8 protein-coding genes are annotated in these 18,235 nt (G+C 62.6%); 4 read left to right on the forward strand and 4 right to left on the reverse strand.

Annotation, left to right across the window (positions count from 1 at the left end; all coding sequences use genetic code 11):
* The first annotated feature begins 335 nt into the window (after positions 1–335).
* The 4 genes from ACYQ2W_RS06915 to ACYQ2W_RS06930 all read left to right on the forward strand — a co-directional run bounded on the left by ACYQ2W_RS06915 (position 336) and on the right by ACYQ2W_RS06930 (position 6,927).
* Complete coding sequence (locus ACYQ2W_RS06915) at positions 336–3,611, forward strand: GAF domain-containing protein (protein ID WP_459864619.1); 3,276 nt, start codon at positions 336–338, stop codon at positions 3,609–3,611.
* Between the two features lie 41 nt (positions 3,612–3,652).
* The gene (locus ACYQ2W_RS06920) at positions 3,653–4,819 is read left to right on the forward strand and encodes a response regulator (RefSeq protein WP_459864621.1); all 1,167 of its coding nucleotides are present in this window, start codon (positions 3,653–3,655) and stop codon (positions 4,817–4,819) included.
* A 10-nt stretch (positions 4,820–4,829) separates the two neighbouring features.
* Positions 4,830–5,120 carry a hypothetical protein gene (locus tag ACYQ2W_RS06925; RefSeq protein WP_459864623.1) on the forward strand — a complete coding sequence of 97 codons (291 nt, stop codon included), beginning with the start codon at positions 4,830–4,832 and terminating at the stop codon, positions 5,118–5,120.
* 199 nt (positions 5,121–5,319) lie between these two features.
* Positions 5,320–6,927 (forward strand): GGDEF domain-containing protein, encoded by a 1,608-nt coding sequence (locus tag ACYQ2W_RS06930; RefSeq protein WP_459864625.1) that lies wholly within the window; start codon positions 5,320–5,322, stop codon positions 6,925–6,927.
* Positions 6,928–7,012: 85 nt separating this feature from the next.
* Here the strand turns inward: ACYQ2W_RS06930 and ACYQ2W_RS06935 are convergent, their stop codons facing one another.
* From ACYQ2W_RS06935 to ACYQ2W_RS06950, 4 genes are all read right to left on the reverse strand, one after another.
* Positions 7,013–9,748, reverse strand: a complete 2,736-nt coding sequence (locus ACYQ2W_RS06935; RefSeq protein ID WP_459864627.1) for an FG-GAP repeat domain-containing protein — start codon at positions 9,746–9,748, stop codon at positions 7,013–7,015.
* A gap of 55 nt (positions 9,749–9,803) precedes the next feature.
* Positions 9,804–12,443: an FG-GAP repeat domain-containing protein gene (locus ACYQ2W_RS06940; protein WP_459864629.1), complete on the reverse strand. Its 2,640-nt coding sequence runs from the start codon at positions 12,441–12,443 to the stop codon at positions 9,804–9,806.
* Between the two features lie 206 nt (positions 12,444–12,649).
* A complete protein-coding gene (locus ACYQ2W_RS06945) occupies positions 12,650–15,406 on the reverse strand; it encodes an FG-GAP repeat domain-containing protein (protein WP_459864631.1) in 2,757 nt (918 codons plus the stop codon).
* 35 nt (positions 15,407–15,441) lie between these two features.
* Positions 15,442–18,225, reverse strand: a complete 2,784-nt coding sequence (locus ACYQ2W_RS06950) for an FG-GAP repeat domain-containing protein (RefSeq protein ID WP_459864633.1) — start codon at positions 18,223–18,225, stop codon at positions 15,442–15,444.
* Positions 18,226–18,235 lie beyond the last annotated feature (10 nt).

The following is an 18,235-nucleotide window of genomic DNA, read 5'->3' on the forward strand; positions in this document are numbered from 1 at the left end:
AGCGAGGCGGTTTTCCTGCTTCGTTGGGAGACTAGTCAGCAGACTTAGTGTGGTTTCATGTCTCTGTCTACAAGGCAGATATGAATCACCGATCGTGTAAGGGTCACGTGGACGTAATGGTCGGAAAAGGGGAGTGTTATTTACAAAGTAAATAAAAGAATCGGATTGTTGGATTTTTGTTTTATAAGTAGATGCTGAATTTGTTTTGGTTAGTATGGGGGTATAGCAAAAGTATAGGATTTGTTAGGAGATCCTATAGGATATCATATATGTAAGAATCGGTCTTTTAGATAATCGGACCAGCGTTGAGAAGAATAAGTTTATCAGGGGGGGGTATGGATTTCAACAAAAGCAACGTGCTGGCAAATGTGTCTTCTGATTTGGCAAAAATAGTTGGTTGTGAAAATATTGACGACTTATTGCTTAGTGTGGGTATTTATGTGGACGACTGGTTGCAGGGGGCTAGTGTTCAGTTGGCATACATCTCAAAAATTGGTGAATGTAAGTCGCTCCGCCCGAGAGGAAGCAATAAGTCTCGTGATGAAAATGTAAAATTATGTAAATTCGACAAATCTGAATTAAGTTATTTGAGGGTTCAAAATAGAAATATAGATGGTGTTCTTGTGGGGGTTCTGGATAGCAATTTAATTGTATTTGATGATGCGATGGCTTATGTTTTTCAGAACGAAAATCACCCATTTGAATATATTACTATTACGCATGATGGTCCTGGGCCAAGATTTTCGTCTGATGAAATTGATAAATTTATTTCGCTAGCCAAAATGGTTGACTCGTGTCTTGGGAAAGTCATGTATTTGGTGCGTTCTTCATCTATAAATGATCTAGATTCTTTGTTGGCTGATATAGAGGGAGGTGATATTTATGAAAAAATATGCGATTTGATTGAAGGGATTGCATTTCATGATTACATATTTAGTGGAATATATATTCTCAATAGCGGCCGACAATTGATGGATATGAAGGCGGGTAGTGAGTTTTTAAAAAAATATGGAAATAAATCGATCAATTGTCGCAGTAGTATTTGGAGCGAGGTTGTAGGTTCGGAAAGTTCTTTTGTATGTGCTGACTATAAAAATACGGAACTGTATGCTGATGGATTGGTTGGCGGTATTCCTGATAAGACTTCCTTGGCTATCATACCGATAAAAAACAATCTATCGTCAATGCCGTTTGGGGTTCTCATTGTTGGGGTTCCTTTTTACCATATATTTGCAGATGAAGAGAAGGGGTTCTTGAAGAGCCTTGGAAATCAGGTGTCGCTGGTTATACAGAATATTAATGAAAAGAAAGAATTGAGAATGTTAAATGAACTGTCTAGGTTGATGCTGAAGACAAACATTCTTGACGAGCTTTTTGATTCCGCGATGAGCTATTTGGTTGAGGTCGTTGCTATGGACGTGTGTGTGGTGACGAAGAGTCACCACGAAGGGGTGGAAGGAAGAGAGTGTCAAATAATAAAGTCGACAAAGAAGGAGCTTGTAGGGGAATCTATTATTGCTCATCCAACTGTTGGTAGTGAATTTTGCGGTCCGGGATTTGTTTCCGCTGAAGATATTGGGTGGAAGGAATATAACGCAATAGGCGTCGATCCGTCATATCCAATCGCCTATATTCCTATAAAGCGTGGTGATTCGTCGGTTTATGGGGCGATATTGATGTTTAATTTGGTGCGAGATAATGAGTTTTCGCAGCCGAACTACGTGGATAACGAAGGAAAATCGCTAACTGAAGTTGGTCAAGGTTTTTTTGAAACACTGAGTAATTTGATGGGGGCTGCTGTTGAAAGCCATAAGTTATCCGAAGATAGTGAGAGTAACCGAGTAAAAAGTGCTGTAATTGAAAGAACCCATAGGAGTATATCTGCTCACGATGATTTGAAGGCAAATCTTAAATCAATTCTTGGTGAATTGATAGAAGCGCTGGGGTGTTCCTATGGGTATATATGTCTTTTCAATAAAGACTCGGAGAGCCTAAGAGATCATTTTTTCATTTGTCATGGGTTAAATAAAGATAATATACCGGATATTAATATTAATGAGCATGGATTGATTTCATGGGTTTGTAGGCATAGAAAGCCATACAGATGGCCGGGTGGTGAAGTTGATACATCATATCGGAAATTCGTTGGGGGAATTGATATTGAGAGTGAAGTGATTGCGCCTCTATTGTATGGAAATCGAGTGGTTGGCCTTCTCACGCTGGCATCGGAAGAGGTGAATTTCTTTTCTGGGCATGAGGTTATTTTTATAAATACATTGGCTCAGGAAAGTTCTATTGTTATTCAGAACAAAAGGCTTAGCGAATCTGCTGTTCGTTTGGGAGAGGTGAGATTTGATGACGTTGAAAGAAAAAAGATTTGTAATACATTGTGTGTGACGGCGTCAGAGTTGCTTGAGGCGCCTGTTGCTACAGTGTGGTTAAAAAAGAGCAAGGGACCTAATGAGGTTCTCGAATTAGCATCATATACAGGTGTAAATTTGAAAAGTTATTCTGCCTATGATATGCCGGCAAGTGGCGGAGGAGTGTCATGGGGTGTTATTCGAAAAGCGGAGGCTAAAGTTAGGCTTAATGCCGATGGTGGTGGTAAAGTTACCAAAGTTCATCAAGAGGTGGATAATATAGAAAATCCAAAAAAGGGATTTTTAAGGCAAGGGTTTGCTCGTTCGCATATGCTAAAATCCATGATATCTATGCCTCTTGTTGCTGGTGATAGTGTTTACGGTGTTATTAATGTGTACGCAAAAAGGCGTTCTTCTTTTCTTCCAAAAGAAATTTATTTTCTAAGAAACTTAGCGGCTAGTAGTGCTATCGCTCTGCGAAACGCCGAGCTAAATGAAACTATATTAAATAGGAATGAGCAGATATTAAGTACAGCGCAAATGGCAAATCCTGGTATAGTTGCGTTGAGTTTTGTTCACGATGCAAGACACACAATGAACTCGATAAATCATTGGTTGTCATCTTTAGTCTCTTTGATTCCGGAATCTACTCGAAATAAAACTAATACTGTCCGTGTTCTGGAAGAGCTGGAACATTGGACAACATATTTAAAAGATTTATTTGGTGGGTTTTTGGGGTATTCAAAAAGTCAAGATCCGGATTTCAGGTGGTGTTCTCTGAGCGACATAATTGATTATGTTGGGTATATTTACGAGCAGCGATTTATCAGAAATACCCCGGCAGGAGTTATTCAATGGGCTGCTTCGTATAAAGGGGATGGCGTTAAAGATATTAAAGTTTGTTGGGATAGAAGGCAGATTGAGCAGGTGTTCGTTAATGTGATCAATAATTCTGTGTATGCGATTAATAAAAAGGGGGATAAGGGTGGGCGTATAGATGTCGTGGTTAGAAAGTTGCGTGGTGAACGTATTGAGGTGTTGATAAAAGATAATGGAATAGGAATGAATGAAGATGTTCGTAAGAAAGTATTTGAATATTTGTTTACCACTAAAGGTACCCAGGGTAGTGGATTCGGGCTTCCCATATGCGAGAGAATTATCAGGGATAGTCATGGCGGGAATATTGGGGTAAGATCCGAGTTTGGAAAATATACATCCGTTGTTATCGTGCTGCCGGTTAGTTGCGAGTGATTAGGAAATTTGGGGGTGTCGGGATGTCTGGTATATCTATATTGATTGACGATGACGTTACATTTTTGAGTGAGGCGACCTCTTTTTTTGAGGGAAGTGGTATGTCCGTTATGACTGCTAGTACGGGTGAAGATGGCGTTAGGTTGGTTGAGAAAAACCTTGGTCGATGTGAGATGGTGTTCGTTGACTTGAGGATGCCAGATATGGACGGAATCGAGGTTGCAGAGAGAGTCCGAACAATAAATAGCGATATACCAATTGCTGTTATGAGCGCATATGCTGATCAGCCGGAGTGGCGAATGAGGGTTCACAAGCTGCGTCCGGATATGAGGATTGAGAAGCCTTTGCCGCCGACTTTTGGTGTGCGATATAAGAAATTTATCGATGAGATTAACGAAATAAAAAGATCTATGGAGAGCCCGCATGAAGGCTTGATTCCCATTAGAACGGATCTGAGTAAGTCCTGGTTGAAAGACCCATTTTGTATAACGCTTGCTCAGTTTCACCAACTTTCGGACGATGAGGTTGATTCGCTTTATCAAAGGGCAGATGAGGAGAATATGCCATATGTAAGGGACGTGTTTTGCAAAGACCGCAGTATAGATTGGGTATTGATTGCTCATCGTCCTGGGCAAGTTGTGGCATCCGGTAAAATGTCTGATGCCCCGCTAAGCGACGATTTAGATCAATTCTCCGAGAGTGAAGGATGCTTGGTTTACGCCTACTCTAGGCCGGTAGTCGTCGAGGAGTATGGTACTGGCTGGTCTCGTAAAGATGATGATACTATTTATCCTACCATCACTTTTGAATTTTACGACTTGTCTGGTGAGCCAAAGCGGATCAAGGGCGATTTTGATACCGGCTGTCCATTTTCTAGTATTAGTTATGAGATTCTAGTCAAAAATAATATCATTACGAGAAAGAGGCGAATTAGATGGAATAGTAACGTGAATGACGAGGGGAAAAAAGAGAGGCTTTGGGGGAAATCCTATAAATATTATTTAATTAAACGGCCGTGTTCAGTTGTTGGAAGAAACGGGGGGCGGAAAGGTATTGATTTTACGTTTAGAGCCGTTGTTAACTGGGGTGATAGCCCGATGTTGATGAACTACGATGACCGAGATGCGTTCATCGGTCGAGATATCTTAACTAAGAACAGCGTTCGGATAGTTTTGGATGGAGAAGCTTCAGAAACTGATTTGATGTGAGGCGGGTGTGATGTTGAGAAGATGGATGTTTGTTCCATGTGGTCGAGAGGCAGAAAAAGCTGAAGAAGTTAAGGAGGGTAATGTAGGAGCTGGGCAGAGTAAATTAAATGTCGATGCGAAAGAGAGGATGATAGTATTTTTCTTGTATTTCGTTATTGGTTCCTCCGGTGTTGTTTTAGTCTTGTGGATGTATCTCATTCTTATTGGCTCTGATGTGGCGGATAATATTCTCGCTGTGTTCTACAAGCTGTTCGCGGTGTTGACAGGGTATTTTGTCGGCGCGAATAAGGCTCGAGAATGATGGTCACCCTTTTTGTAGGTTTTTTCGGGCTCTGAAGTTAATGTCAGAGGGCGTGTCGGCGTTCTTCCAGCGCGCTACCATTTTCATTGGGACAAGTGCCTCAGGTGGGTAGCCAGCCGCGGAGCGGTTCCGTACCATCTACGCCAACAATGACCCCCGCCAACAGGGGGCGCCCGATGGACGACCCGGAACCCTCCCCATGACCCTCCGACAAAAGATCCTGCTGCTCGGCTTCTCTGCGCTGGTCGCGCTCTGTTTCGCCCTGTGGCGTCAGTACGACGCCTATCTCGACCAGTACCGTCTGATCGAGGCGATCTCCCACAACACCCGCAGTATCGATGCCCATTCGCGGGTGGTCCATGAACTGCAAAAGGAGCGGGGGTTGACCACCATCGTCCTCTCCGGCGGCGACCGCGGGGAGGTGCTCCACCAGCGCACGCTGACCGATGACGCGGTGGCGGGGCTGGTGGCCGCGGGCGGTGGGGTGCGCTTGGCCGCCGAGGTGGCGGGGATTCGTCAGTCGGTCGATGCCGACAGTTTCAAACCGCTGGCGGCGCGCGACCGCTACACCCGGGTGATCCGCCGGCTGACCGATGAGATGGACGGCCTCACCCGGCGACCGGATGGCGCCTCGCGGGAGGATGATGTCGCCGCCCACGCCCGGCTGGTGGCGGCGAAGGAGTACCTGGGGCAGTTGCGCGCCACCGTCGGCTACGGCATCGAGGACCACGGGCGCGACGCGCAGGCGCGGTTGAGCGTGGTGCGGCTGAAGAGCCTGTTCGACGAGGAGCTGCGCAAGTTCCGCCTGGAGGCCTCGGATGCCAGCCGCCAGCGCTTCGAGGCCCGCTTCGCCTCGCCCGAGGTGGCGACCACCCTGGCGGCGGTGACCCGCTTCGCCGAGGACGGGGCGCTGCCGTCGGGGATGGCGGTGGGGCGCTGGTGGGCGACGGCGACCGCGGCGGTGGACCGCATCAAGGAGGTGGAGGACTGGGTGCTCGCTCGGGTGGTGGAGCGCTCCGGACACGACCTGGCCAGCCTCAACCGGCTGATGTTCCTCGGCATCGCGGCGACCCTACTGGTCGGGTTGCTGGTGGCGGCGCTCACCATCTCCTCGATCGTCAGCCTGCTGCGGGCGCTCGACCGGATGCTCAACAGCATCGAGGGCATCGCCTCCAGCCAGGACTTCGCCAACCGCATCCCGGTGGAGTCGGGCGACGAGATCGGGCGCATCAGCCGCAGCTTCAACCAGCTGCTGGAGGTGGCCGACCGGCTGCTCACCGAGAAGGACTACTTCGCCTCCCACGACGCGCTGACCGGCGTGCGCAACCGGCGCAGCTTCACCGAACGGCTGGCCGACGAGATCGCCCACAAGCGGCGCCACCCCGGCCCGATGGCGCTGATCCTCTTCGACATCGACCACTTCAAGCGGGTCAACGACCACTACGGCCACGACGTCGGCGACGAGGTGCTGAAGGCGGTGGCGCAGCTGGTCTCCGGCTCGATCCGCGCGGTGGACTTCTTCGGCCGCTGGGGCGGCGAGGAGTTCGTGCTGCTGCTGCGCGATGACGACCTGCACGCCGCCGCGGGGCTTGCCGAGAAGCTGCGGGCGCTACTCTCCGCCTACGACCATCCCCGGGTGGGCACGGTGACCAGCAGTTTCGGGATCTCCGCGTGGCACCCGGAGGACAGCGCCGAGCGCTTCGTCAAGCGCGCCGACGAGGCGCTCTACCGGGCCAAGCGGGAGGGGCGCAACCGGGTCTGCAGCGACGAGTCGCCCGCCGTCGAGCCGGCCTCGGCGCCGGCGTAGGGAACCTTAGGGCCCGCGAAAGAATAACTTCCCACCGCGGACGCCGATCCTCCCGCTGGCTGAGCGCCGGCCAAAGCGGGTTCGTTCAAGGGCTGCCCAGCAACTGGTACCGCTGTACCTCGAAGTAGTCGCCGCCGTCGATCGTCCGGTACTCCATCCACACCGCGAAGCGGGCGTCGCCGCCGTCGCCCCGGTAGTGCAGTTCCGGCAGCTCCAGCGCCAGGTTCGGGGAGAGGGCCGCGCTGGAACAGGTCGGCTCCTGCGTGGCGTCGGCCGTCTCCACCCGCTCCACGCGGTAGACCAGTTCCCCCAACGCAGGGTCGCGCGCCAGCTCCAGGGCGATCGTCGTCTCACCGGTGAGGTTGCGGTAGTCGACCTGCGGCAGGTGGAGCGTCGCGAGGTCGGCGGTGAGGGTGGCGGTGGGACAGTCGTCGGCGCTCGCCGTGCTGCGGTGGAGGAGCACCGATACGGCGGGGAGGTTGGGTATCAGGGAGACCAGCTCCGGTCCGCCGTCGCCGTTGAGGTCGACCACGGTCGCGCCGCTCACATAGCCGCCGAGCGTGAAATCGGCGCTCTCCGTGATGCCGCCGCTACCGTCGCCGAACAGCAGTCGCAAATCGGAGAATAGGACGGCGGCGACGTCCGGGTGCCCGTCGCCGTCGAAGTCGGCCGCCGTCAGGTGGGTGAGGTAACTGAAATCGGGGGCGCTGACCAGAACGCTGGGGGAGGCGAAAGAGCCATCCCCGTTGCCGTGCAGCAGCAGCAGTTCGCCGTTCGCCCGGTCGTAGGGCGGCGCGCTGTAGACCAGCAGATCGGCGGTTTCATCGCCGTCGAAGTCGGTCGCCCTGACCGCCTGTGCCACCCGCCCGATGTTGAACGCCTCCGGCACCTGGAGGCCGCCGTTGCCATCCCCCGCGAGCAGTTCCAACTGCCCGACGTCGCCGATGATCCACTTGTTGAATATCGGGCCCGTCTCCTCGGCGGTGGAGACCATCAGGTCGGGGTGACCGTCCCCGTTGAAGTCGGCCAAGCTCCTCGACTGGGGCGGGTTGCCGAGGGGGACGATGGCGCCGGTGGTGAAGGTCCGTCCCTCCGCCCCGAGGAACAGTGCGACCTGGTTCGGTCTCGCGGTCGCCGCGATCAGGTCGGGGCGGCCGTCGCCATCGAGGTCGGCCGGGGTGACCGAGCGCAGGGTCCCCTCCACCGGGAGGGTGGCGGTGAACGGGAAGTCGCCTTGGCCGTCGCCGTACAGCAACACGATTTCACCGGCGCTGCCGTCGGCGGCGACCAGATCCGCGTTGCCGTCGCCGTCGAGGTCGGTGGTGGTGAGCCCTCCCAGCCCCCCGGCGCCGATCTCCCACCAGCCGGCTGCGGTGAGTCCGCCGCGCCCGTCCCCGCGGTACAGCGATATCCCGCTGACCGGTTCCCGCGCCGCCAGTCCGGTGGCCGGGTCCGGTTCGCCGACCGTGCGCGTGCCGCTGTCGGCGGTAACGATGTCGGGGTGGCCGTCGCCGTCGAAGTCGCCGCTCACCGCGGAAGTCGGCATGGCGCCGGTGACGGCGAAGGGTGGGATGAAGGGAAAGTGGAAGGGGCGCAGGGGATCGCCGTCGTTGAGCAGGGTGGTCGCGCCGTGTTCGCCGGTGAGCAGCAGATCGGGGCGTGTATCGCCGTTGAAGTCGGCGATCCGCACGCTCGTGACGTCGTCGGGGAAGGAGTAGGGGGCGGGAAAGGCGCCGTTGCCGTCGCCAGGCAGGATGGTCACCGCGGCGCTGGAGCCGGCGACGATGTCCACCGCGCCGTCGCCGTCGAGGTCGGCCGTCGCCAGGTCGATGGTCCCTACGTCGGCGGCGAGGGCGAGCGGCTCGCCGAAGCCGCCGGCGCCGTCGGCGAGGTGGACCAGGAGCTGCTCGCGGGAGGGGGCGGAGGCGACCAGGTCGGGGTGTCCGTCACCGTTGAAGTCGGCGATCGCGACCGTCTTGAAGCACTCCCCGTCGTCGAGGGTGGTGGGGGCCCGGAAGCCGCCGTGGCCATCGCCGTAGAGCACGCTGAGGTGGCCGGGATGACGCGCCTGCCAGAACCGGAAGCAGGTGGCGACCACCAGGTCGGGGTTGCCGTCGCCGTCGAGGTCGCTCGCCACCGCCGCCTTCGGACCGGCGGGAGCGGGGAGGTAGGGCTCCCAGGTAGGGTCGAGGTCGTTCCCGCCGGTCGGGTAGTGGGTGGGGGAGAGGCGGAAGCCGCCGCGGCCGTCCCCCCACATCGGCTGGATGAAGCCGATGCGGTGGTCGCTCTCCGGTGGGTCGTTCTCCGCCCCGGCGAGGAGCAGGTCGGGGGCGCCGTCGCGGTTGGTGTCGGCGGCGGCGATGGTCTCGATCGCGGCGTCCAGCGTCAGGGTGTCGGCGGCGGAGAAGGTGCCGTCTCCCCGCCCCATGAAGAGGCTCGCCGTTCGCTCCGTCCAACCGATGACGAAGACCGCCAGATCGAGGTGGCCGTCGCCGTTGAAGTCTGCTCCGACCACGCGCATGGTGTCCTGCCAGCGCGTCCCGGGGAGCTCCAGTTCGCTGGCCACGGTGAACCGGCCGTCGCCGCTGCTCAGGCGGATCGACACCAGGCGCTGCGAGGTGGTGGCGAGGTCCTCCAGGCCGTCCTCGTCGAAGTCGGCGGCGAGGATGCCCCAGCCACCCGCGGCAAAGCGGTTCGATTCGAACAGGGTGCTTCGCTCCCCGGCGGTCGCCTGGGCGTGCGCGGCGGGGAGGGGGCTGCCGAGGAGCGCCAGGATGGCCAGCGCCCCACTCAGGAGGGGGGATCGCGAAAGGGTCTTCATGCGAACTCCGTGGGTCGATATCGGTTGCCCGGATTGCCGGTTGGGCCGTAGCGCCTCACGGTTCGGCGAGCAGTTCGTAACCGGTCACCCGGAAGCGGATGCCCTGTTGCCGCTGTTCCAACGCGAACCGGACGCTCAGCGCGAGACTGCCGCCGGGGGCGTCGTAGCGGACGTCGGGGAGCACCATCCCCTCGGCAGGCGACAGGGTCGCCAGGCGGCAGGCGTCGTCCGTCGGCGCCGCTTGGGCTTCCATGGCGGCGAGGGCGTAGGTCAACGCGCCACCGTCCGCCACCCGTTGCAGCTCCAGCCGGAACCACAGCCCGCCGAGTCCCACCTGGTAGCGCACGGCGGGGACGACGAGGTGCCGGAGATCGCGCGATACCGTTGCCGGCGGGCAGGCGTCGTCGCCACTGTCGGTGCCACTGTCGGAGATCGGTGTCCCGTCTTCTCCCGCCGCCCCCCGCTGGAGCAGCGGGTAGACCCCGGCCGCGGCCGACGCGCCGTCGTTCAGGGTGACCAGGTCGGCGCGGGAGTCGCCGTTGAGGTCGCTCACCACCGGGGCCGCGCCGGTCACCGTCTGGCCGACGTGGATCACCTCGGCGAAGCCTCCCGTGCCGTCGTTCAGCACCAGCGCGACCTCGCCGACGGCGGGGGAGGCGACCGCCATGTCGGGGGTGCCGTCGCCGTTCAGGTCGGCGATGCGCAGGGCCGCGGCGGTCTGCACCGCGGGGAACTCGATCGGGTCGCCGAAGTGGCGATCGCCGTCGCCCGGCCACACCCGCAGGCCCGGGGTTGCGTCAGCGCTCGGGTCGGTCCCGGTGTCGAAGGTCACCGCCAGGTCGAGATGGCCGTCGCCGTCGAAGTCGGCGGTGGCCAGGTCGCTCACCGGCCCCCCCGCCGGGAAGCGGGCCGGCGCGCCGAATCCGGCGGGTCCGTTGTAGCGGATCTCGAGGTAGGCGAGTTGGCCGCTGTCGAGGATCAGGTCGGGGTAGCCGTTGCCGTCTAGGTCGCCCACGGCCAGATGGATCGGCTGGGCATTGACGGCGAGCGGTTCGAGCGGGGTGAAACCCCCTGCTCCGTCGCCCCGCAGCAGGGTCACCGTCGCGCTGCCGTAGTTGATGGCGATCAGGTCGGGCAGGGTGTCGCCGTCCACGTCCGCCACCGCGACCTCCTTCGGTTGCCCCCCCGCCGGCAGGGCGCGCGGGGTGGCGAAGGTGCCGTCGCCGTTGCCGAGCAGCAGCGAGAGCTCATCGGCCGTCTCGTCGGCGCTGACCAGGTCGGCGATGCCGTCGCCGTTGAGGTCCGCCGCGACGATCTCCTGCGGGTGGCCGCCCACCGGCAGCGGCGCGAGGGTGGTGAAACCGCCGGCGCCGTCGCCCAGCAGCAGGGTCACGGCACCGGCGGTGATCTCCGTTGGCGGATCGGCGGTGTCGTCGTAGTGGCTGACCGCCAGGTCGGCGATGCCGTCGTTGTTGAAGTCCGCCTCGGCCATGGCGGACGGGGTGCCGGTGACGGGGTAGGCGGTGAAGAAGATCGCGGGCTCCATCGGGGCGCGGTTGGGCAGCACCGAGACGCTGTCACGGTAGGGATTGACGGTCACCAGGTCGGGGAGGCCGTCTTCGTTCAGATCGACCGGTATACGGTGGATTATCTGCCGGCGATCCATCTCCTCGCTGGTGACCGGGAAGCGGAGCGGTGGGGCGAATCCCCCGGCGGGGTCGGCGAGGATCACGCCGTGCTCCAACACCAGATCCAGTCGACCGTCGCCGTCGAGGTCGGCGACCTCGAAATCCCCGGCGGTGATCTCGGCGACCGTCTGCGGTTCGGAGAATCCACCGTTGCCGTCTCCGGCGAGCAGGCTGACCCGCTGGCCCCACTCGCCGGGGTCGACGTAGTAGGTACTGGCGACGATCGCATCGAGCCGATCGTCCCCGGTGAACTCGCCGAAGCGGACGCGGGTGGGGTCGTCGCCGACAGGGTAGGTGAGCGGAGCGGAGAAGGAGCCGTCGCCCGTTCCCGGGTAGACCGCGAAGTCGCTGCTCTGCGGCATCGCCAGATCGGGAATGCCGTCGCCGTTGAGGTCGGCGACGGTGACGTCGCTCGGGATGCCGGTGGTCCATAGGGTGGTGGCGGGGAGAAACCCGCCCGCGCCGTCGCCCATCAGCACCGAGACGTTGCTGGTGTAGACGAAGCCGCTGAGGGTCACCAGGTCGAGCCAGCCGTCTCCGTTCAGGTCGGCGGCGACGATCCGGTTCGGCAGGCCGCCGGTGGCCTGCTGCGCGGTGAGGGTGAAACCGCCCGCACCGTCCCCCGAGAAGATGAGCACGCGCTGTCCGCTCCAGGCGGCCACCGCCAGGTCGAGGTGGCCGTCGCGGTTCAGGTCGCCGTTGGCCACGGCGCTGACGCTGTAGCCCCCGGTCGTGATGGTGGTCGTCGAGGAGAACCGACCGGTGCCGTCGCCCAGCAGCAGCGACAGATCGAGGGAGCGGATGTGGGTGACCACCAGGTCGGTGTGGCCGTCCTCGTCGAAGTCTCCCGCCACCGCGGAGGAGGGGTAGGTGCCGACGGCGTAACGCTCGCCAGCGAAGCGCGGCGAGGCGTCCGTCTCCGCCGCGGCGGTGGGCGGGAGCGCGGCGGCCGCCAGGGCGAGCAGGCCGAAGAGAAGGCGGCGGATCAGTGGTCGGTTTCGGTCCATCGTGGGCGTCCTGTTCGTTATGTGGTCATCGGCCAGCGGTTCGGTGGTGGGGGCTGTCGGTGCGCGCCGCAAGGCGCATCGCCTTCGGCCTGCAACGGTCTCACTGCGTCTCGATCCGTCGATACCAAAAGTGCACGCTTCGGGTCTTTCCCCGGTGACAGGGAGGATTTCCCTGGTTTGTGATGCGGGAAGGCGCCGATGACGGGTCAGGGGGTGTCGAGCAGCCGGTACTCCCCCACCTCGAAGTAGTCGCCGTCGTCGCTCGCCCGGTAGTCCATCCGCACTTCGAAGCGGGTATCACCGCCGGCCCCCGGGTAGTGGAGTTCGGGCAGGGTCAGCGTCAGGTCCAGGGCAAGGTCGGGGGTGGCGCACGCGGCGTTCGGCGTGTCGTCGAGCGTCTCGATCCGGTCGACCCGGTAGACCAGTCCGGGGAGCGTGGGGACCTGCTCCAGCTCCATGGATACCGCGGTCTCTCCGCCCAGGTGGCGGTAGTTCACCCGGGGCAGGTGGAGGGTGCTGAGGTCGCCGGTGAGGGTGGCGCGGGAGGACTCGGGGCAGTCGTTGCCGTCGGCGGCGCTGCGGCGGAGCAGGACCATCACGCCGGGGAGGTCGCTCAGCAGCGGGAGGACGTTCGGGGCGCCGTCACCGTTGAGGTCGGCGCTGGCGAGACCGCTCTGGTACCAGCCCACGGGGTATTCGACATATTCCGCCACGCCGCGCGAGCCGTCGCCGAAATAGATCTGCAGGGGGATGTCCGAGGCGTAGCCGGTGAAGGCGACGTCCGGGTGGCCGTCGTCGTCGAAGTCGTCCGCCAGCAGGCCGTAGGCGGCGTAGAGGTAGGGGGCGGAGGCGAGGGTGGCCATCTCGGGGAAGGCGCCGCTGCCGTCCCCGAGCAGCAGCAGGAGCTCGCCGTGGGCGTCGACGCCTCCCGGCGGGGCGCTATGGGCCAGCAGGTCGAGGGCGCCGTCGCCGTTGAAGTCGACGGCGGCCAGCGCGGCGACCTTGCGGCCGATGGAGAAGGGGGTGCCCGCGGCGAAGCCGCCCTCGCCGTCGCCGCTCAGCAGGGTCAGTTCGCCGCTCTCCCCGGAGGCGTCGATGACGCCGTAGTCGCTCACCGTCTCCGCCACGCCGAACACCACCAGGTCGAGGCGGCCATCGCCGGTGAAGTCGGCGAGGACCGGTGTTCGCGGCGAACGCTCCAGCGGGAAGGTGGTGGCGGTGGCGAAGTCCCGTCCCATCGTGCGGCGCAACACCTCGATCCGATGGGGGGACCACTGGGCGACGATCAGCTCCCGCTGTCCGTCTCCGTCCAGGTCAGCGGCGGCGGCGAAGGTCGGGTGCCCTTCGACGGGGAGGGTGACGACGTCGGGGAATCCGCCGGCACCGTCGCCGAAGAGCAGCGTGAGATCGCTGGACCCCTCGTTCGCCACCACCAGATCGAGGTGGCCGTCGTCGTCGAGGTCGGCGGCCACGAGGTCCGCCGGTCCGTTCCCGGCGGGCCACGTGCCGATGGAGGCGAGTCCGCCCTGGCCGTCCCCGAGCAGCAGGGAGACCCCGCCGGCGCTGCTGCTGCTGCAGAGGCCGCTGCTGCTGCTGCACCCACCGGTGGCCAGGTCCGGAAGGCCGTCGCCGTTGAAGTCGCCGCTCGCCGCCAGGACCGGCATCTCGGCGGTGACGGCGAGGCGGGCGGTGAAGGGACGCAGGGGGTCGCCGTTGTTGAGCAGGGAAGTGGCGCTGGTTGCGCCACCGATCAGCAGGTCGCGGCGTCCGTTGCGGTCGAAGTCCGATACGCGCAGGCGCTGCGCGGCGGCGGGGAAGGCGTAGCGCTCCGGGAACTCGCCGCTGCCGTCGCCGAACAGCAGGGTCACCGCCGCGTCTCCGCCGGCGATGTCGGGGTGGCCGTCGCCGTTGAAGTCGGCCACCTCCAGCTGGCTGGGCGGGGCGTCGACGGGGATCAGGGCCGGCTCGCCGAAGCCCCGCGCCCCGTCGGCAAAGTAAAGGGCGAAGCGGGAGTCGGCGGCCTGCGCGGTGACCAGGTCGGGTAGGCCGTCGCCGTTGAGGTCGGCCACCGCCACGTCGTCGTGGGTGAAGCCTGCGCCGAGGAGCAGCGGTGCCTCGAAACCGAGGGCGCCCTGGCCGTAGAGGACGCTGATCTGGCCGACCGTTGCGTCGTGCTGGCCGCGGTAGCCGCTGGCGACCACCAGGTCGGGGTGGCCGTCGCCGTCGAGATCGGTGACCTGCAGGCCGTTCGGCCCCACCGGGTCGGTATACATGATCGGCACCCCGCTCGGCGGGGGCAGTTCGATCTCCCCCGTCGGGTAGCGCACGGAGGAGAGCTGGAGGCCGCCGTTGCGGTCGTTCCACAGCACCTGGACGAAACCGTAGCGCAGCTCGCTCTGCTGCGCGTCGGTCTGCGCCTTGGCGAGGATCAGCTCGGCGAAGCCGTCGCGGTCGAGGTCGTCGCTGGCGATGGCGCCCACACCGGCGCCCACCGGGTAGCTGGCGGCGAGGCTGAGGGTGCCGTCGCCGTGGCCGTGGAACAGCGCCGCCGTCCCGCTCTGGGCGTTGCTGACGACGGCCACCAGATCGAGGTGGCCGTCGCCGTTGAAGTCGCCGGCGGTCAGGCCCCCGTAGCCGCGATAGAGCCAGTTCGTGGGGAACGCCGTCTGTCCGCTCAAGGTGAACCGCCCCTCCCGGTCGCTCGCCCACAGGTTGATCGACACCTCGACGTGGTCCGTAGCGGTGAAGTTGACCGCGTCCTCCCGTCCGTCTTCGTTGAAGTCGCCGAGGAGCAGGGCCTTGCCGGAATTGGCGAAGTTGTTCGATACGAACAGGTTGGTCCGCTCGAGCGCGGCCGCGGCGGAGAGCGGGACGAGGGCCGCGGCGCCGAGGAGGAGGGCGGCGAGGCCGCGGCGGCGGCGCGGGCCGTGCGGCGGACGATGGGGGGCGGTTGGTGGGTTCATTTGGAGACCTGAAGGGGCGGTGCGTACCGCTGCGTTCACGGGGTGTCGAGCAGCCGGAGCTCGCGGAGCTGGAAGTAGTCGCCGTCGTCGCTCGTCCGGTAGTCCATCAGCACCTCGAAGAGGGCGTCGCCGGCGCTGCTCTGGTAGTGCAGCCGGGGCAGGGTCAGCGCCAGGTCGAGGGCGAGGGAGGGGGGGGAACACGCGGCGTTCGGCGCGTCGTCGAGCGCCTCGATCCGGGCCAGCCGGTAGACCAGTCCGGGGAGGGCGGGGGCCCGTTCCAGCTCCATCGCGACGGTGCGCTCGCCGCCCAGGTAGCGGTAGCCCACCTGCGGCAGGTGGAAGGTGCCGAGATCGCCGCTGAGGGTGGCGCGGGCGGCCGCGGGGCAGTCGCTCCCGTCGGCGGCGCGGGCGCGGCGGAGGAGCACCTTCACAGCGGGGAGGAAGTAGCCCACGAGCGGGAGCAGGTCCGGCGCGCCGTCGCTGTTGAGGTCCGCGCCGGCGAGGCCGCTCTGGCTCCGCCCCACGGGGTATACGACGCTCTCCGCCACGCCGCGCGCGCCGTCGCCGAAGTAGATCACGAGGTAGTAGCCGCGGGCGGTGGCGACGTCCGGATGGCCGTCGCCGTCGAAGTCGCCCGCCTGTACGCCGATGGCGCTGCCCAGGATGACATCGCTGGTGAGTGAGACCACTTCGGGAAAGGCGCCGTTGCCGTCGCCCACCAACAGCACCAGCTCGCCGGCGGGCTCGATGGCGTCGGATTTGCTGTGGGCGAGTAGGTCGAGGGCCCCGTCGCCGTCGTAATCGACGGCGATCAGGCTGGAGACCTTGCGGCCGATGCCGAAAGGGGATCGCGCGGTGAAGCCGCCCGCCCCGTCACCGACGAACAGGGTCAGCGCGCCGCTTTCGCCCGGGGTGTCATGGCTCATCCCGTAGCCGTTGTCCGTCTGCGGGACGCCGAATGTCGCGAGATCGGGGTGGCCGTCGCCGGTGAAGTCGGCCACCACCGGTGCCCGTGGCGGGTTCTCCTGCGGCAGGGCGACGGTGATGGCGAGGCCTCGGGCCTCGTCGACCCGGTAGACCTCAATGCGGTGCGGGGAGGACTCGGTGACGATCAGCTCCCCGTGGCCGTCGCCGTCCAGGTCAGCGGTGGTGACGGCGCGCGGGGTCCCTTCAGTGGGGAGCGTGATGCGGTCCGGGAACGCGCCGCCGCCATCGCCGAAGAGCAGCGTGAGGTCGCTGGAGTCCCGGTTCGCGGCCACCAGGTCGAGGTGGCCGTCGCCGTCGAGATCGGCGCTCGCCAGGTCCAACAGGGCGGTGCCGACCGGCCACGATCCGGCGGCGGCGAGGCCGCCCTGACCATCCCCGAGTAGCAGGGATACGGTGCTGGGGCCGTCGTAGAACGGGACTTGCTCGCCGCTGACGACGTCCGGGTGGCCATCGCCGTTGAAGTCGCCGCTCACCGCGGTGACGGGGGTGTTGGCGATCGGCACGGTGCGGGTGTGGAAGGGGTGCCGGGGGTCGCCGCCGTTGAGCAGGGCGGTGGCGCTGTAGGGCCCCCCGATCAGCAGGTCGCGGCGTCCGTCGCCGTCGAAGTCCGTTACCGAGAGGCGTCCCGGGTCGGCAAGGAAGGTGTCGGTGTTGGGGAAGTTGCCATCGCCGTTGCCGAGCAACAGGGTGATGGCCTGCCCGCCGTTGGCGACGTCCGGGTGGCCGTCGCCATTGAAATCGGCGATCGCCAGCTGGTCTCCCAGCACTTCGGTGGGGATGAGGAGCGGCTCGCCGAAACCGCGCGCCCCGTCGGCGAAGTAGAGGGCGATCTGCCCATGGCCGAGGCGTGTGGTGGCCAGATCGGCCAGGCCGTCGCCGTTGAGGTCGCCCACCGCGACGTCGTTGTGGGAGAAGCCCTCGGCAAGGGTCACCGGTGGTTGGAAACCACTGGCGCCGGTGCCGTAGAGGACGCTGATCTGGCCGTTCTCCAGCCCCTGCTGCTGGAAGCCGCTGGCGATCACCAGGTCGGTGAGGCCGTCGCGGTCGAGGTCGGTCGCCCGCAGGACCTTCGCCACCAGCGCGCCGTAGGAGACGGACTGCGTCGAGGCGGACCAGACGGTGGCGCCGATCTCGCCGCTCGGGTAGCGGGTGGCGGAGAGCTGGAGGCCGCCGCTACCGTCGTTCCACATCACCTGGACGATGCCGGTGTGGTGGTCGCCGTCCTCCCGCGGGTCGCTCTCCAGCTTGGCGAGGATCAGTTCGGCAAGGCCGTCCCGGTCGAGGTCGGCGCTGGCGATGGCGCCCACGTCGGGACCCAAGGTGTAGCTGGCGGCGAAGCCGAAGGTGCCGTCGCCGTGGCCGTAGAGGAGCGCGGCCGCCCCCTCCTCGCTGTTGCTGATGGCAGCCGCCAGGTCGAGGTGGCCGTCGCCGTTGAAATCGCCGGAGGTCAGGCTCCAGGAGGCGGCGGCCAACACCCAGGTGATCGGGAGCAGCCCCCGCAGGGGGAGTTCGCTCTCCCCGCTCAAGGTGAATCGCCCTGTCTCGTCGCTGGTCCACAGGCCCACCGACACCCGGGTGGAGTTCGTGCTGCTGAACGCGACGGCGTCCTCCCGGCCGTCCTCGTCGAAATCGCCGAGGAGGTGGAGCGTCGAGGAGGTCGCGACCCGGTTCGATTCGAACAGGTCGGTCCGCGCCGGCGGGGAGGCCGCGGCGGCGTGGGGGGCATAGGCCGCTGCGCCGAGGAGGAGGGCGGCGAGGCCGTGCAGCGGGTTGCGGGATCGGGAGAGGGGTGGCGTCATGGATGGGGGCCCGATGGTGGTGGGGCGGTGCATCCCGGTCGGT

This window comes from Endothiovibrio diazotrophicus (genome assembly GCF_054657215.1).

Excerpts from the sequence above, each read along its gene's own strand:
- ACYQ2W_RS06930 (WP_459864625.1), top strand. The coding sequence starts at position 5,320 with ATGACCCTCCGACAAAAGATCCTGCTGCTCGGCTTCTCTGCGCTGGTC.
- ACYQ2W_RS06945 (WP_459864631.1), bottom strand. The coding sequence starts at position 15,406 with ATGAACCCACCAACCGCCCCCCATCGTCCGCCGCACGGCCCGCGCCGC.
- ACYQ2W_RS06940 (WP_459864629.1), bottom strand. The coding sequence starts at position 12,443 with ATGGACCGAAACCGACCACTGATCCGCCGCCTTCTCTTCGGCCTGCTC.
- ACYQ2W_RS06950 (WP_459864633.1), bottom strand. The coding sequence starts at position 18,225 with ATGCACCGCCCCACCACCATCGGGCCCCCATCCATGACGCCACCCCTC.
- ACYQ2W_RS06935 (WP_459864627.1), bottom strand. The coding sequence starts at position 9,748 with ATGAAGACCCTTTCGCGATCCCCCCTCCTGAGTGGGGCGCTGGCCATC.
- ACYQ2W_RS06925 (WP_459864623.1), top strand. The coding sequence starts at position 4,830 with ATGTTGAGAAGATGGATGTTTGTTCCATGTGGTCGAGAGGCAGAAAAA.
- ACYQ2W_RS06915 (WP_459864619.1), top strand. The coding sequence starts at position 336 with ATGGATTTCAACAAAAGCAACGTGCTGGCAAATGTGTCTTCTGATTTG.